Genomic DNA, 14,868 nt, shown 5'->3' with positions numbered 1-14,868 from the left:
GCGGCGATGGTCAGTTGTCGGTGGATCCCGTCGTCAAAATCACGTTTCGCAACGGCTCCCGGTTCACGAAACGGTTCAACTGTTCGGTGACCAGGTACTTGGCGCGCGGCAGGAACGCCGAGGTGGGGCCGCCGACATGAGGGCTGATCAGCACTCCGGGCGCCTGCCACAAGGGGTGTCCGGCCGGCAGCGGCTCGGGGTCGGTGACGTCCAGGGCGGCGGTGAGGCGGCCGCTCTCCAGCTCGGAGAGGAGGGCCTTGGTGTCCACGACGGGCCCGCGCGCGACGTTCACGAGCAGTGCGCCGTCCTTCATCCGGGCGAGGAACTCCGCGTTGACCAGGTCACGTGTGGTGTCCGTGAGGGGCGTGGAGAGGATGACGACATCGGCTTCCGGAAGCAGATTCGGCAGTTCGGTGAGCGGATGCACGGGACCGCGCGCCGAGGCGCGCCCGGAGCGCGCGACGCGCGCCACCCGCGCAACCTCGAAGGGCACGAGCCGGTCCTCGATGGCCGAACCGATGGCACCGTAGCCGACGATGAGGACGGACTTGTCGGCGAGGGCCTGGTGGAAGCCGCTCTGCCAGTGTTCGCGCTGCTGGGCGCGGACGAATCCCGGGATGCCGCGCAGGGACGCCAGCGTGAGCGCGAGCGCGAGTTCGGCGGTGCTCGCCTCGTGCACGCCACGGGCGTTGCAGAGCTGCACCCCGGGGGCGATCAGGTCGAGGGCCGCGGTCATGTCGTCGACGCCGGCGGTGAGGGTCTGGATGAGCCGGACGTTGCGCATTCCCGCCAGCGGGCGCACCTTGACGGGCTGCCGCTTCATGTAGGGGACGACGTACACGGCGCAGTCGGCGGGGTCACCGGGAAAGTCCTGGTCGCCGTTCCAGAAGAGGTAGTCGAGGCCGTCGGGCAGGTCCGTGAACTCGTCGGGCGGGATGGGCAGCCATGCGTCTCGGGTCATGGTCAGGAGGCTATGTCAGGGGTGCGGCGGCGGGCGGGTTAGGTTGGGGACCCAAGAAGGAGGTTCACGGGCTGGTGGAGCGCAGGACGATCGGCGCGGGGGCGCTCGCGGTGGGGGCCGTCGGACTCGGGTGCATGCCGATGAGCTGGGCGTACAGCGGGTCGCGGCAGCGGGGTGACGAGTCGCTGAGAGCGGTGCACGGGGCCCTGGATCTGGGCGTGACACTCCTCGACACGGCCGACATGTACGGTCCGTTCACCAACGAACTGCTGCTGGGGCGGGTGCTCAGGGAGCGGCGAGCGGAGGCCTTCGTGTCGACGAAGGTGGGGCTGCTGGTGGGCGACCAGCACATCGTGGCCAACGGCCGGCCCGGCTATGTGAGGCGGGCCTGCGACGCGTCGCTGCGCAGGCTCCAGACCGATGTCATAGACCTCTACCAGCTGCACCGCGCCGACCCCGAGGTTCCCGTCGAGGAGACCTGGGGCGCGATGGCGGAGTTGGTGCAGGCGGGAAAGGTGCGGGCGCTGGGGTTGTGCGCCGTGGGGGCGCGCGGGGGGCGCAGGTCCGGCGCGCGGCTGCATGACGCGACCCTGCGGCAGCTGCAGCGGGTGCAGCAGGTGTTTCCGGTGAGCGCGGTCGAGGCGGAGCTGTCGGTGTGGTCGCCGGAGGCGCTGGAGTCGCTGCTGCCTTGGTGTGCGGCGCGGGGGGTGGGGTTCCTCGCGGCGATGCCGCTGGGCAACGGCTTCCTGACCGGGACGCTCACGCCGGGTGAGGGGTTCGAGCCGGACGACCTGCGGGCGCGACACCCCCGCTTCACGGCGGAGATGATGGCGGCGAACCAGCCGATCGTGGCCGGTCTGCGGAGGGTTGCGGGCCGGCAGGGGGGCGGCGGTGTCACCGCGGCTCAGGTGGCGCTGGCGTGGGTGCTGGCGCAGGGGGCGCATGTGGTGCCGGTGCCGGGGGCCAAGCGGGGGCGGTGGGTGGCCGAGAACGCGGGTTCCGCGGAGGTCCGGCTGACGGTGGAGGATCTGGCGGAGCTGGGCGGGTTGCCTGCCGCGCAGGGCTCTTGGGACTAGGCGTGCTGGGGGATGGGCCGCGATCTGTCGTCGGTCGGGTGCGGCGCCGTGGGGGCTGGTCGCGCCCACGCGGCGGAGCCGCATATCTACACAGCCCCGCGCCCCTTACGGGGCGCGTTGTACTACCGTCGGGCGGAGGAGCCGGGGGCTGTTCGAAGGGACCGTGATCGTGCGACGTCGAGGTGTGGTCGCCTTGTTGGCTGCGGCTGGACTCCTGCTGGTGGCGGGATGTTCCGCCGGGGGCGGGGGTGGGGATCTGCCCACGCCGTCCTGGGCCGGGGGGTCGTCGGCGAGTGGTTCCGGGGTGGCCTCCGCGCCCGGCGGGGCACCGGACTCGGCCGCGTCCGCCAAGGGGTCGGTCACGGTGGTGCGTACGGTCGCCGAGGGGCTGAAGTCGCCGTGGGGGCTGGCGGCGCTGCCGGACGGGGCGGGGCTGCTGGTGTCCGACCGGGACGACGGGACGATCAGCAAGGTCGACGAGAAGACCGGGAAGATCACGGAGCTGGGGGTCGTCTCCGGGGTGTCCGCGGCCGGTGAGGGGGGTCTGCTCGGCATCGCGCTCTCCCCCGGCTTCGCCTCCGACCACATGGTCTACGCGTACTTCACGTCGGCCTCCGACAACCGCATCGTCCGCATGCTCTGGGACGAGAGCAAGCCGACCAAGGAGCAGCTGGGCGCCCCCGACACGATCTTCAAGGGGATTCCCAAGGGGTACATCCACAACGGCGGGCGGATCGCCTTCGGCCCGGACGGCATGCTCTACGCGGGGACCGGGGAGAGCGGGCAGCGGGGGCTCGCGCAGGACAGGAAGTCGCTCGGCGGCAAGATCCTGCGGCTGACGCCGGAGGGCGACCCGGCGCCCGGCAACCCGTTCCCGGGCTCCCCCGTCTACACCTACGGCCACCGCAACGTGCAGGGCCTCGCCTGGGACGACAAGCAGCGGCTGTTCGCCTCGGAGTTCGGGCAGGACACCTGGGACGAGCTGAACGCGATCAAGCCCGGCGGCGACTACGGCTGGCCGGACGCGGAGGGAAAGTCGTCCGACCCGAAGTACGTCAACCCGATCGCACAGTGGCACACCGACGACGCGTCCCCGAGCGGCATCGCCTACGTCGGCGGCGTCATCTGGATGGCGGGGCTGAAGGGCCAACGGCTGTGGCGCATCCCGCTGGACGGCACGACCGCCGCCGCGGCTCCGCAGGCCTTCCTCACCGGCGAGTACGGCCGCCTGCGCACGGTCGTGGCGGCCGGCGGCGACAAGGTGTGGCTGGTGACCAGCAACACCGACGGCCGGGGCAAGCCGAAGACGGGCGACGACCGGATCCTGGAGCTGGCGGTGAAGTAGGCGGCGCGGACCGCGCCGCTCACACCCCGTCGTCCCCGGCGTCCGCCGCGGGCTCGTCCTCGGCCCCCACCGTGTGCTCCGCCGTCGGCTCCTCCTGCGGGAGCCGTATGACGACCTTGCCGGACGCGAGGTCTATCGGCCCGCGTCCCGGATCCGTGTCCCCCACGTCCTCCCGGGTCAGCTCCAGCCGCTTCTGCTCCTCGTGGGTGTGCTTGCGGCCGGGTGCGAACAGTTCCTCGAACATGTTGAACACGGTGCCTCCTCCGCCGTCCCCTTACCTGGTCGGGTCGAGGGCCTCGGCGGGGAACATCCCCAGTCTGTGTGCCACCGCCGCCGCCTCGCCCCTCCCTGCAACGCCCAGCTTGCCCAGAATGTTCGAGACGTGGACGCTCGCGGTCTTCGGGGAGATGAAGAGCTCCTCGGCTATCTGGCGGTTGGTACGGCCGGCCGAGACCAGGCGCAGGACGTCGCGCTCCCGGCTGGTGAGGCCGAGGCTCTCGGCGGGATCGAGGACCGGACGGGCGGCGCGGGCGGCGAGGGTGAGGCGGGCGCGCTGGGCGAGGAGGGCGACGGCCTCGGCCAGCGGGCGGGCGCCGAGGTGGTCGGCGACGGCCCCGGACAGCCGGAGGAGTTCCGTCGCGCGGTCGCGTTCCTCGTCGCCGGTTGCCTCTTCGAGCAGGGCCTGGGCGAGGCGGCGGCGGACCCGGGCGAGGTCGTAGGGGCGGTCCAGGTGCTCGAAGTCGGTGACCACGTCCGACCAGACCGCGGCGGTGCCGGTGCCCCGGGCGCGGTGCAGCTCGGCGTGGGTCCAGCGCTCGTACGCCTGCCAGAGGGGCGCGCCGGTGGCGAGCTTGCGGGCGGTCTCGGCGAGCCGGTCGAGCGCCTCGGCGCGGCCCTCGGCCGCGGCGGGCAGGGCGCGGGCGTCGGCCTCGGCGGTGGCGGCGGCCAGCAGCAGGGGCCAGCCGTAGCGGTGGGTGCTGGGCGGGAAGCCGGACGCCAGGGCGTGGTCCAGCTCGGCGCGGGCGTCGAGGATCCTGCCCTCCGCGGCGGCGACGCCGATCGCGATCCGGGCGACCGGCAGCTGTGCCTGGGGCATCGGGTCGTGGGTGCCGTAGTGGGCGCGCGCGACGGCGAGCCGGCGGGCGGCCTCGGCCGTGTCGCCGCGGGCGAGGGCGATATGGGCCAGGTGCAGGGCGCCGGCGCCCCGGGGCTTGGCGCTGGCCGCGGAACCGAGGGCGCCCGCGGCTGCCTCGGCGGCCTCGTCCCACCGGCCGAGCGCGTACAGCGACTCGGAGAGGTTGCCCCAGACCCATGCCTCGGAGTCCAGCAGGCCGTATCTGCGGGTGAAGGCGATGCCCTCGCGCTGGATCGGCACCGCCTCGCGGGAGCGGCCCACCGACTCCAGTTCGGAGGGCAGGTTCGTGTAGGCGCGGCCCGCGACATGGGCGACGCCTTCCTGGAGCGCGGCGTCCTTGACGCGCTCCAGCTCCGCGAGGCCGTTGTCGACGTCGCCCGCGTCGACCATGAGGGTGCCCAGGGTGACGCGCGCGTTGAGCTCGATCTCGCGGGCGCCCACCATCCGCGCGTACTCCACGGCCCGTTCGGCGGCGGCGAAGGCTTCGGGGCCGGGCTCGTGCAGCATGGACCAGGCGGCGGCGTTGGCCAGCACGTCGGCGTGCACCTCGGACGGCGGCAGGCCGCGCACCAGGTCCTGGGCGGTGCCGAGTTCCTGCCAGCCGTCGCCGCGGGCCAGGCCCTGGACCAGCCGGGAGCGCTGCACCCAGAACCAGGCGGCGCGCTGCGGGTCGTGCTCGTCCTGGAGGATCCGCAGCGCCTTCTTGGTGATCTTCAGGGCGCGTTCGCGCTCCCCGCAGAAGCGGCCCGCGACGGCCGCCTCCGCCATCAGGTCGAGGTAGCGCAGCGGGGTGGTGGCGGGATCGCAGCCGCAGGGAGGGTAGACGTCGGTGTAGTCGACGGGGCGCAGGGCCGCGCGGACCTCCTCGGGGGCGGTGTCCCACAGCTCCATCGCCCGCTCCAGGAGCCGCAGTTGTTCGCTGTAGGCGTGCCGGCGGCGGGCCACGACGGAGGCGTCGAGGGCGGCGGGCAGGGCCTTGGCCGGGTCGTGGGCCTGGTACCAGTAGCTGGCCAGGCGGGTCACGCGAGCGTCGGCCGGCACCAGCCGGGGGTCGGCCTCCAGGGCTTCGGCGTAGCGGCGGTTGAGCCGGGAGCGTTCGCCGGGGAGCAGGTCGTCGGCGACGGCCTCGCGGACCAGGGAGTGCCGGAAGCGGTAGCCGTCGCCGGCCGGGGTGGCGGTGAGGAGGTTGGCGCCGACGGCGGCCCGCAGCGCCTCGATCAGGTCGTCCTCGGCGAGTTGGGCGACTGCGGCCAGCAGCCGGTACTCGACGGTGGAGCCGCCCTCGGCGACGATCCGGGCGACCCGCTGGGCGCTCTCGGGCAGCGCCTCGACCCGGACCAGGAGCAGGTCGCGCAGTGAGTCGGTGAGCCCGGTGCAGCAGCCCTCGGCGCCGGCCACGGCCAGCTCCTCGACGAAGAAGGCGTTGCCGTCGGAGCGTTCGAAGATGTCGTCGACCTGGGCGGGGTCGGGTTCGGCGGCGAGGATGCCGGCGATCTGGCGGCCGACCTCCTCGCGGGTGAACCGGGCGAGTTCGAGGCGGCGGACGGTGCGCAGCCGGTCGAGTTCGGCGAGCAGGGGGCGCAGCGGGTGGCGGCGGTGGATGTCGTCGGAGCGGTAGGTGGCGAGGACGACGAGCCGGCCGGTGCGCAGGGTGCGCAGCAGGTAGGCGAGGAGGTGGCGGGTGGAGGCGTCGGCCCAGTGCAGGTCCTCCAGGGCGACGACCACCGTGCGCTCGGCGGCGACCCGTTCCAGGAGGCGCGCGGTGAGCTCGAAGAGGCGGGCCATGCCCTGTTCGTCGTGGCGGCCGGAGGTGGCCTCGCCGAGTTCGGGCAGCAGCCGGGCCAGCTCGTCCTCCTGGCCCGCGGCGGCCTCGGCCAGTTCGTCGGGCAGGGCGGCCCGCAGCGCGCGCAGGGCCGTGGAGAAGGGGGCGAACGGCAGCCCGTCGGCGCCGATCTCCACGCAGCCGCCCAGGGCGACGACCGCGCCTTTGCGGCAGGCGGCGGTGGCGAACTCCTCGACCAGCCGGGTCTTGCCGACGCCGGCCTCGCCGCCGAGCAGCAGCGCCTGCGGCTCGGCGGCCCCGGCACGCTCCAGCGCGTCGTTCAGTGTGTCCAACTCGTCGTTGCGGCCTACGAACACGGGACTCACGGACCTGGTTTCCACAGGCCAGAGCATCGCATGGGCCGCGGAGCCGACGGCAGCGGTTTTCCACAGCGCCGGTGCGCTTGTCGTACCGGTGGAGGGCAATGGGGGAAGCCGGTGGCCGACCCCCGTGCGGCCACCGGCTTCCCCGTTCGCGGTCTCCGGGCGGTGTGTCCCGCCCGGCCCTGCCGTGTTCACGCGGCGCGCGGGAGCCGGCGCCGGTCACGGCGGTCGGCAGGGGCCTCCTGCGCCGCCACGGCGCCTCCCGTCGCCGTGGTGTGCCCCGCCGCCCCGGCCGCCCTGGCCGCCCTGGCCGCCCGGGCCTCGCGGCGGGCGGCACGGCGGGAACGGACGGCCTCGCGGGCGAGACGGGCGTCCTCGGCCTGCCGGCGCAGTTCGGCGGATCGGATCCGGTGGAGTTCGTACTCGAACATGGTGGTGTCCCTTGTGAGATCGGGTGATCGGGCTTCGCTTTCCGCGATGCCTCCACCTTCGTCTCCCAGGGGGGTGCGCCACATCGGGAGAGTTCCGCATCTTCGCGGGGCCGCCGGGCCCCGGACACGCGTAAGGGGCCTCAGACCGTCCGTAAGGTGCTTACGGACGCCCTAAGGCCCCTTCCGACCTGGGCCGTCGCGGCCGGCTCAGCTGGTCGACGGCAGTCCGAGGAGTGCGTCGGAATACTTGAGGACGGCGAGCAGCAGGCCGATGACACCGAGCGCGACACCCGCCCAGGCGACCGACTTGATCCACGGCGCCTGCGGCTTGCCGGGGGCACCGAAGGCAGGCCGGGCCAGCACCACGACACCGGTGAGCAGCGCGGCCAGCGCGAACAGGCCGGCCCACAGCGCGGTGGTCGCCCACGCGTCGCCGTACACCTCCTTGACCTGCGTGGCGACGCTCGCGGTCGACGAGGTCTGGAGCTGGCCGACGAGGGTCTCGCGGGCGGCGGCCACCGTACCGATCCAGCCACCCGTGAGGGAGACCAGGCCGAGCGCGACGGAGACGACGGCGGCGGCACCCTGGCCGACCCCGGACGGACCCTCGGCCTCGGCCAGGTCCCCGGCAAGGTCGGCGTCGTCCTCCAGGTCATCGGCGTCCTCGGCGTCCGCACCGTTGTCCGCGTCCTCGGCGTTCGCCGCGTCGGGGTCGGCGGCCGCCGCCTCCGGCCCGGTCCCGGCCTCGGGGGTGGACTCCGGCGCGTCGTCGGCGCTCTTGGTGACGCTCACCTTCTCCTCGTCGGTCGTGGCCTCGGCGCCCGTCTCGGCACCGGTCTCGTCAGCTGTCTTGGTTCCCATGTCCGGCACCGTACGGATCCTGTCTGAGAGGCGTCTTAATGATCGTTCGCAAGGGCACGCGCGCGTGCTTCACGCCATTCCGGGGCGAGGATCGACCACACCTCCAGGTCGTGCCGTACGCCACCATAGGGGTGCGCCTGACGGCGTACGCCATCGCGGGTCATCCCCAGCCGCCGGGCCACGTTCAGGCTGGGCTCGTTGCCCGAGGCGGCGACCCACTCGATCCGGTGGATGCCACGCTGGTCGACCGCGAAGTCGAGCAGGACCCGCATCGCGCGCGTGACGAGTCCGCGCCCGGTGCCGGCCGGCTCCAGCCAGCAGCCGACCTCGGCGTTCCCGTGTTCGGCGTCGAAGTTCAGGAAGAGCACCCCGCCGACGAGCGTGCCCTCCAGCCACAGGCCGTGCAGGGAACCCGTGTCGGCGGCCCGCATGTCGGCGTACCGCTGGAGCATGGCCCGTGCGGCCGGCACGTCCTTCTCCCTGGTGCCGAACGCGATGAACTGGCCGATGAACTCCCGCCCGCGTTCCAGGTGGGCCAGGAACTCCTCGGCGTGCCAGGGCTCCAGTGGGCGCAGTTCGGCGCCGTCGTCACCCAGGGATATCGCGTACATCGTTCTTCTCCAGTTCCACCACGTCCTCGGCCGGCACGTCGAGCCTCTCATGTGCGGCGCGGTGCCCGGACGGCCCGATGCCGGTCCGGAGCGGTGCCTCAGTCGAACTGGTCGCCGAGAGCCATGATCATGACCCCCAGGATCATCAGCCAGAGGGCCCAGCGGGTACGGCCGCGGGCCCCCAGCACCGCCGCGGACACACACACGGCGGATCCGGACCCGTAGGCGGCCGGCACCAGGGCGGGCACGCCCCCGCCCACTCTCATGAGCGCGGCGGTGAGCCCCATCAGGGCCAGCAGCGCCCCGGTCACGGTGGCGGTCCAGCGGGCCCGGCGGGCGTCCTCGTAGAGGTCCTCGTCCTCGTCGTCCGCGGCCTCCGCCCCGGGTGTCCCGGACTCGGCGTCGGATTCGGCGTGTGCGGTCATGGCGGGCGAGCGTAGTACCCGCACCTGAGGAAACCGGCTGCGAACCAGCTGGACAACTGCTAGCTTCCGCTGGTCAGCCTCCATCGGCCCCTCGCCGACGACTGAAGCGGGTGCATTGTTTGACGGTTCGAACGAACTCCTACGCATCGCCTTCCACTACGAAGATCACAAGGAGCCCGTTCAGCCATGTCCGACGCCGTCTCTCCCGCACCGTCGAAGGACGCCTCTCTCACTGACCGCCTGACCCTCCCCCGCTACCCGCTCAGCAGCGCCTACGACCCGCGCTGGGCCGTCGAGAACCAGATGGGCCCGCACGCCCTGTGGCTGCTGGAGTGGCTGGCCCCCGCCCTCGGCCTGGACGCCCTGCACCCCTGTGCGCGCGTGCTCGACCTGGGCTGCGGCCGGGCGATGACCTCGATCTTCCTGGCCAGGGAGTTCCACGCGCAGGTCACCGCCGCGGACCTGTGGATCGGGCCCGACGACAACGCCCGGCGGATCGCCGAGGCCGGGTTCGCCGACCGTGTGCAGCCGGTGCACGTGGAGGCACACGACCTGCCCTTCGCCGAGGGCAGCTTCGACGCGATCGTCTCGGTCGACGCGTACCAGTACTTCGGCACCGCCGACCTCTATCTGCCCACGCTCACCCGGCTGCTGAAGCCCGGCGGCCGGATCGGGATCGTCGTGCCCGCGGTGCGCGAGGAACTCGACGGCGCCGAGCCGCCCGAGCACCTGAAGGCGCACTGGGACCCCGGTTTCTGGGCGTTCCACTCCCCCGGCTGGTGGCACCGGCACTGGACCCGCAGCGGGGCCGTGCAGGTCGAGGCCGCCGACTGGCTGGCGGACGGCTGGCGCGACTGGCTGCTGTGGAGCGAGGTGTGCGCCGCGGAGAGCCCGTACCCGGAGATGGCCCGGATGGCCCGGGAGTCGGTGGAGCTGGTGACGGCCGATCAGGGGCGGCTCCTCGGCTTCGCCCGGATCGTGGGCCGCCGCCTGTGACGCGGTACGGCCCCGGAGGCGCTGCCTCCGGGGCCGTACCAGGTGCGTGGCGCCTGCTCGCTCAGCCCTCGCTGACGCCCAGCTTCTCCAGGATCAGCTCCTTGACGCGGGCCGCGTCGGCCTGGCCGCGGGTCGCCTTCATGACCGCGCCGACCAGGGCACCGGCCGCGGCCACCTTGCCGCCGCGGATCTTGTCGGCGACGCCCGGGTTGCCGGCGATGGCCTCCTCGACGGCGGCGGTCAGCGCGCCCTCGTCGGAGACGACCTTCAGGCCGCGCTTGTCGACGACCTCGTCCGGGGTGCCCTCGCCCGCGAGGACGCCCTCGATGACCTGCCGGGCCAGCTTGTCGTTCAGGTCACCGTTCGTGACGAGCTCGGTGACCCGGGCGACCTGCGCCGGGGTGATCGCCAGTTCGTCGAGCGAGGCGCCCGACTCGTTGGCGCTGCGCGCCAGTTCGCCCATCCACCACTTGCGGGCGGAGGCCGCGTCGGACCCGGCGTCGATGGTGGCGACGATCAGGTCCAGCGCACCGGCGTTGATGATCGCCTGCATGTCGAAGGCCGAGATGCCCCACTCGGCGAGCAGCCGGTTGCGGCGGGCCAGCGGCATCTCCGGCAGCGCGGCGCGGATCTCCTCGACCCACGCGCGCGAGGGCGCCACGGGGACCAGGTCGGGCTCCGGGAAGTACCGGTAGTCCTCGGCCTCCTCCTTCACGCGGCCCGAGGTCGTGGACCCGGTGTCCTCGTGGAAGTGCCGGGTCTCCTGGATGATCGTCCCGCCGCCGTTCAGCACGGCCGCGTGCCGCATGATCTCGAAGCGGGCCGCGCGTTCCACGGACCGCAGCGAGTTCACGTTCTTCGTCTCGGAACGCGTGCCGAACTTCGCGGTGCCGTCGGGGCGCAGCGACAGGTTCACGTCGCAGCGCATCTGGCCCATCTCCATGCGGGCCTCGGAGACACCGAGCGCCCGGATGACCTCGCGCAGCTCACGGACGTACGCCCGCGCGACCTCGGGAGCCCGCTCGCCGGCGCCCTCGATCGGCTTGGTGACGATCTCGATGAGCGGGATGCCCGCGCGGTTGTAGTCGAGCAGGGAGTGGGACGCGCCGTGGATACGGCCGGTGGCGCCGCCGACGTGGGTCGACTTGCCGGTGTCCTCCTCCATGTGGGCGCGCTCGATCTCCACGCGGAAGGATTCCCCGTCCTCCAGCTGCACGTCGAGGTAGCCGTTGAAGGCGATCGGCTCGTCGTACTGGGAGGTCTGGAAGTTCTTCGGCATGTCCGGATAGAAGTAGTTCTTCCGGGCGAAGCGGCACCACTCGGCGATCTCGCAGTTCAGCGCGAGGCCGATCTTGATCGCGGACTCGACGCCGGTCGCGTTGACGACCGGGAGCGCGCCGGGCAGGCCGAGGCAGGTCGGGCAGGTCTGCGAGTTGGGCTCGGCGCCCAGCTCGGTCGAACAGCCGCAGAACATCTTGGTCCTGGTGCCGAGTTCGACATGGACCTCGAGGCCCATGACGGGGTCGTAGGACGCCAGCGCGTCCTCGTACGACACCAGGTCGGTCGTGGTGGTCACGGTGAAACTTCCCTCTCAGCCCAGCAGGACGTCGTCGTCGCCCAGCCGCTTCAGCTCGCGGTACAGCAGGGCGAAACCGGTGACGATCGCGACGGCGGACACGGTGGCGTCGATGAGCCGGAGCGTGTCGTGCTCGGCGCGGGCCTTCTTGATCTGCTTGGCGACACCGACCGCGCCGAACGCGGTGGTGGCCATGGACAGGTACGTACCGGACTTCGACTTCTTGAAGCCCTTGGCCTTCGACAGTGCGTTGCTCACAGCGACGGTGCCTCCTCCAGGAGCGGGTGCCCCCACCTTTCCACGAAGGCGGCCTCGACGGCGGCGCCGACCTTGTAAAGGCGGTCGTCCTTGAGCGCCGGGGCGATGATCTGCAGGCCCACCGGGAGGTTGTCCTCCGGGGCGAGACCGCAGGGCAGCGACATCGCCGCGTTGCCCGCGAGGTTCGTCGGGATGGTGCACAGGTCGGCCAGGTACATCGCCATCGGGTCGTCGGCACGCTCGCCGATCGCGAAGGCGGTGGTCGGCGTGGTGGGCGACACGATGACGTCCACCTGCTCGAAGGCCTTCTCGAAGTCCCGCGTGATGAGCGTGCGGACCTTCTGGGCGGAGCCGTAGTAGGCGTCGTAGTAACCGCTGGACAGCGCGTAGGTGCCGAGCATGATGCGGCGCTTGACCTCGGGGCCGAAGCCCGCCTCGCGGGTGAGGGAGGTGACCTCTTCGGCGGAGTGGCTGCCGTCGTCGCCGGTCCGCAGGCCGTAGCGCAGGCCGTCGAAGCGGGCCAGGTTGCTCGAACACTCGCTGGGCGCGATCAGGTAGTACGCCGACAGCGCGAGGTCGAAGGACGGACAGTCCAGCTCGACGATCTCGGCGCCCAGCTCCTTCAGCAGCGCGACGGACTCGTCGAACCGCTGGATGACGCCGGCCTGGTAGCCCTCGCCGCGGAACTGCTTGACGACACCGACACGCATACCGGCCACGCTGCCGTTGCGCGCGGCCTCGACGACCGGCGGCACGGGGGCGTCGATCGACGTGGAGTCCAGCGGGTCGTGCCCGGCGATGACCTCATGGAGCAGCGCCGCGTCCAGGACCGTACGGGCGCAGGGCCCGCCCTGGTCCAGGGAGGACGAGAAGGCGACCATGCCGTACCGCGACACCGCGCCGTAGGTCGGCTTCACGCCGACCGTGCCGGTGACGGCGGCCGGCTGGCGGATGGAGCCGCCGGTGTCGGTGCCGATGGCGAGCGGCGCCTGGAAGGAGGCGAGGGCGGCGGACGAGCCGCCACCGGAGCCGCCGGGGATCTTGGTGAGGTCCCACGGGTTGCCGGTCGGCCCGTACGCGCTGTTCTCGGTGGAGGACCCCATGGCGAACTCGTCCATGTTGGTCTTGCCGAGGATGACCACGTCGGCGGCCTTCAGCCGCTTGGTGAGCGTGGCGTCGTACGGCGGGATCCAGCCTTCGAGGATCTTCGAGCCGACGGTGGTCGGCACGCCCTCGGTGGTGAAGATGTCCTTGAGCGCGAGCGGGACGCCGGCGAGCGGGCCGAGCTTCTCGCCCCGGGCCTTCTTCTCGTCGACGGCACGGGCCTGCGCCAGCGCGCCCTCGCGGTCGACGTGCAGGAAGGCGTGCACCTTCTCGTCGACGGCCTCGATGCGGGCGAGGTGGGCCTCGGCGACCTGCACCGCGGTGAGCTCACCGGAGGCGATCTTCGCGGCGGTCTCGGCGGCCGTGAGCTTGATGATGTCCGTCATGGCTGTCTAGTCCTCCCCCAGGATCTGCGGCACCTTGAAACGCTGCTGCTCCTGGGCCGGGGCGCCGGAGAGCGCCTGCACGGGGGTGAGCGAGGGACGGACCTCGTCCGCGCGCATGACGTTCGTCAGCGGCAGCGGGTGCGAGGTCGGCGGTACGTCTTGGTCGGCGACCTCGCTGACGCGGGCGACCGCGCCGATGATGTCGTCCAGCTGGCCGGCGAAGTGTTCGAGTTCTTCGGGCTTCAGCTCCAGACGCGCCAGCCGGGCGAGGTGGGCGACCTCCTCGCGCGTGATGCCAGGCATGCAGCGTTCCTCTGGGGTGAGTGTGTGTGGTTTGGAGCGGGGCGCTGGCGTCACATTTCCGCCGTCCGTCCGGAGGGCGGGCCTCGCGGCGTCCGGTGCGTGCGATCGCAAGGCGCCGGAGCGCCCTCGTGGCGGAGCCACGTGGGCGATTCGGCAACGCGGCGAGCGTGCGTGCCAGGCGTCGCGAGGCAGGCGGAAATGTGACGCCAGTGCCCAATCCTATGGGGCAGCACCCCGTACCCGTTAAACGGTTTCAGTGCCGGGTGTCCCAGGCCTCGCTCCGCAGGTAGTGGTTGTCGTACAGCTCCTGCACCTCAAGGAGGCTCTCCAGGGTGGCCTCGCCGAGGCGCAGCCGCTGGAGGTGGCGGAAGTACTCGAAGCGCTCCACGCCGGGTGTGATGACGATCAGGATGTCGGCGGTGCTGCCGGGGACCGCGGCGAAGGCGTGCGGCTTGCCGGGCGGGACAACGACCAGGTCGCCGCGTCCGGCGGTGACGACGTCGTCGCCGCAGAGCACGTCGGCGGCACCGTCGAGCAGGTAGAACAGCTCGGCGGAGTTGCGGTGCAGATGCGGCACGGCGCCGTCGGCGCCCTCGCCGAGGGTGACGCGCACGGTGGAGAGCGCGCCGCCGGTGGCACTGCTGTCGGCGAGCAGCCTGACGCCGACCGGGTCACCGCCGACGAGCTCGGCGTCGGCCTCCCGCACGATCACGGACTCATCGAACTTCGGCACGAACAACGACATTTCCGAACCCCCGGTTGATGACGAGACGACGAGACGAGACGACGAGCGGTCAGACGAGGAACAGCAGGACGGCGCTGATCAGTACAACGATCGCGGTGGCGAAGTGGATCCCGTAGGCGACCGCCTTCGCCCCGCCGTTCCGCAGCACCGTCAGCGTGTCCCCGAACGGGACGAGGGCCACGCAGAGCATGAACCAGGCCTCGGCGTGTGCGCCGGCGAAGGCCAGCAGCGCGAGCCCGACGACACCCAGCGTGCCGTCCCTGAGGCCCTTGACCGTGAGGTAGGCGCGGGCGTCGCCCGTCGGGTCGGCGGGGACGCCGTATCCGGCGGCGGCAGGCCCCGGCTGGAACAGGAACCGGTAGCCGAGGAACAGGCAGAACAGGTCGAGCGCGACGGCGAGCGTGTAGGCGGTGACGGTCATGGTGGCCCCCTGTTGACTGGTTTCTAGCAGCGCTAGGACTGATAGCGACGCTAACAGAGCATCGACAGATTGGCTAGCGCTGCTAGAAT

At 72.2% G+C, this 14,868-nt stretch carries 16 protein-coding genes; 3 read left to right on the top strand and 13 right to left on the bottom strand.

Annotation, left to right across the window (positions count from 1 at the left end; translation table 11 throughout):
* Nucleotides 1-10 precede the first annotated feature (10 nt).
* A complete protein-coding gene (locus ACIQVL_RS32155) occupies nucleotides 11-961 on the bottom strand; it encodes a 2-hydroxyacid dehydrogenase (RefSeq protein WP_403477109.1) in 951 nt (316 codons plus the stop codon).
* A 74-nt stretch (nucleotides 962-1,035) separates the two neighbouring features.
* Between ACIQVL_RS32155 and ACIQVL_RS32150 the strand changes: the two genes are divergently transcribed.
* On the top strand, nucleotides 1,036-2,037 hold the full coding sequence (locus tag ACIQVL_RS32150; RefSeq protein ID WP_403432699.1) for an aldo/keto reductase: 1,002 nt from the start codon (nucleotides 1,036-1,038) through the stop codon (nucleotides 2,035-2,037).
* Nucleotides 2,038-2,221: 184 nt separating this feature from the next.
* A complete protein-coding gene (locus tag ACIQVL_RS32145; protein WP_403477208.1) occupies nucleotides 2,222-3,382 on the top strand; it encodes a PQQ-dependent sugar dehydrogenase in 1,161 nt (386 codons plus the stop codon).
* Between the two features lie 19 nt (nucleotides 3,383-3,401).
* On the opposite strand, the gene ACIQVL_RS32140 is transcribed toward ACIQVL_RS32145, so the two are convergent.
* From ACIQVL_RS32140 to ACIQVL_RS32115, 6 genes are all read right to left on the bottom strand, one after another.
* Nucleotides 3,402-3,635 carry a DUF6191 domain-containing protein gene (locus ACIQVL_RS32140; protein WP_403477108.1) on the bottom strand — a complete coding sequence of 78 codons (234 nt, stop codon included), beginning with the start codon at nucleotides 3,633-3,635 and terminating at the stop codon, nucleotides 3,402-3,404.
* A 21-nt stretch (nucleotides 3,636-3,656) separates the two neighbouring features.
* The gene (locus ACIQVL_RS32135) at nucleotides 3,657-6,692 is read right to left on the bottom strand and encodes an AAA family ATPase (protein WP_403477107.1); all 3,036 of its coding nucleotides are present in this window, start codon (nucleotides 6,690-6,692) and stop codon (nucleotides 3,657-3,659) included.
* A gap of 161 nt (nucleotides 6,693-6,853) precedes the next feature.
* Entirely contained in the window at nucleotides 6,854-7,093 is a 240-nt protein-coding gene (locus ACIQVL_RS32130) for a hypothetical protein (protein ID WP_403477106.1), read from the bottom strand.
* A 207-nt stretch (nucleotides 7,094-7,300) separates the two neighbouring features.
* Nucleotides 7,301-7,954 carry a hypothetical protein gene (locus tag ACIQVL_RS32125; protein ID WP_403432685.1) on the bottom strand — a complete coding sequence of 218 codons (654 nt, stop codon included), beginning with the start codon at nucleotides 7,952-7,954 and terminating at the stop codon, nucleotides 7,301-7,303.
* 35 nt (nucleotides 7,955-7,989) lie between these two features.
* A complete protein-coding gene (locus ACIQVL_RS32120; protein ID WP_403477105.1) occupies nucleotides 7,990-8,565 on the bottom strand; it encodes a GNAT family N-acetyltransferase in 576 nt (191 codons plus the stop codon).
* Between the two features lie 98 nt (nucleotides 8,566-8,663).
* Entirely contained in the window at nucleotides 8,664-8,990 is a 327-nt protein-coding gene (locus ACIQVL_RS32115; RefSeq protein WP_403432679.1) for a hypothetical protein, read from the bottom strand.
* Nucleotides 8,991-9,176: 186 nt separating this feature from the next.
* Here ACIQVL_RS32115 and ACIQVL_RS32110 point away from each other — a divergent pair, with 186 nt between their 5' ends.
* Nucleotides 9,177-9,986 (top strand): SAM-dependent methyltransferase, encoded by an 810-nt coding sequence (locus ACIQVL_RS32110; RefSeq protein ID WP_403432677.1) that lies wholly within the window; start codon nucleotides 9,177-9,179, stop codon nucleotides 9,984-9,986.
* A gap of 61 nt (nucleotides 9,987-10,047) precedes the next feature.
* On the opposite strand, the gene gatB is transcribed toward ACIQVL_RS32110, so the two are convergent.
* From gatB to ACIQVL_RS32080, 6 genes are all read right to left on the bottom strand, one after another.
* Entirely contained in the window at nucleotides 10,048-11,562 is a 1,515-nt protein-coding gene (gatB, locus tag ACIQVL_RS32105; protein ID WP_403432675.1) for an Asp-tRNA(Asn)/Glu-tRNA(Gln) amidotransferase subunit GatB, read from the bottom strand.
* 15 nt (nucleotides 11,563-11,577) lie between these two features.
* Complete coding sequence (locus ACIQVL_RS32100; protein WP_089098594.1) at nucleotides 11,578-11,820, bottom strand: hypothetical protein; 243 nt, start codon at nucleotides 11,818-11,820, stop codon at nucleotides 11,578-11,580.
* Nucleotides 11,817-13,310 (bottom strand): Asp-tRNA(Asn)/Glu-tRNA(Gln) amidotransferase subunit GatA, encoded by a 1,494-nt coding sequence (gene gatA / locus ACIQVL_RS32095; RefSeq protein WP_403432672.1) that lies wholly within the window; start codon nucleotides 13,308-13,310, stop codon nucleotides 11,817-11,819. Before gatA ends, ACIQVL_RS32100 begins: the two co-directional genes overlap by 4 nt.
* Nucleotides 13,311-13,316: 6 nt before the next feature.
* Nucleotides 13,317-13,613, bottom strand: a complete 297-nt coding sequence (gene gatC, locus ACIQVL_RS32090; protein WP_293990396.1) for an Asp-tRNA(Asn)/Glu-tRNA(Gln) amidotransferase subunit GatC — start codon at nucleotides 13,611-13,613, stop codon at nucleotides 13,317-13,319.
* A gap of 253 nt (nucleotides 13,614-13,866) precedes the next feature.
* On the bottom strand, nucleotides 13,867-14,358 hold the full coding sequence (locus ACIQVL_RS32085) for a cupin domain-containing protein (protein ID WP_403432669.1): 492 nt from the start codon (nucleotides 14,356-14,358) through the stop codon (nucleotides 13,867-13,869).
* 49 nt (nucleotides 14,359-14,407) lie between these two features.
* Nucleotides 14,408-14,779, bottom strand: a complete 372-nt coding sequence (locus ACIQVL_RS32080; protein ID WP_403432666.1) for a DUF4267 domain-containing protein — start codon at nucleotides 14,777-14,779, stop codon at nucleotides 14,408-14,410.
* Nucleotides 14,780-14,868 lie beyond the last annotated feature (89 nt).

This window comes from Streptomyces sp. NPDC090499, assembly GCF_044769305.1.
In the GTDB taxonomy this organism is placed as follows: domain Bacteria; phylum Actinomycetota; class Actinomycetes; order Streptomycetales; family Streptomycetaceae; genus Streptomyces.
This window is presented reverse-complemented; position numbering and strand designations above follow the sequence as displayed.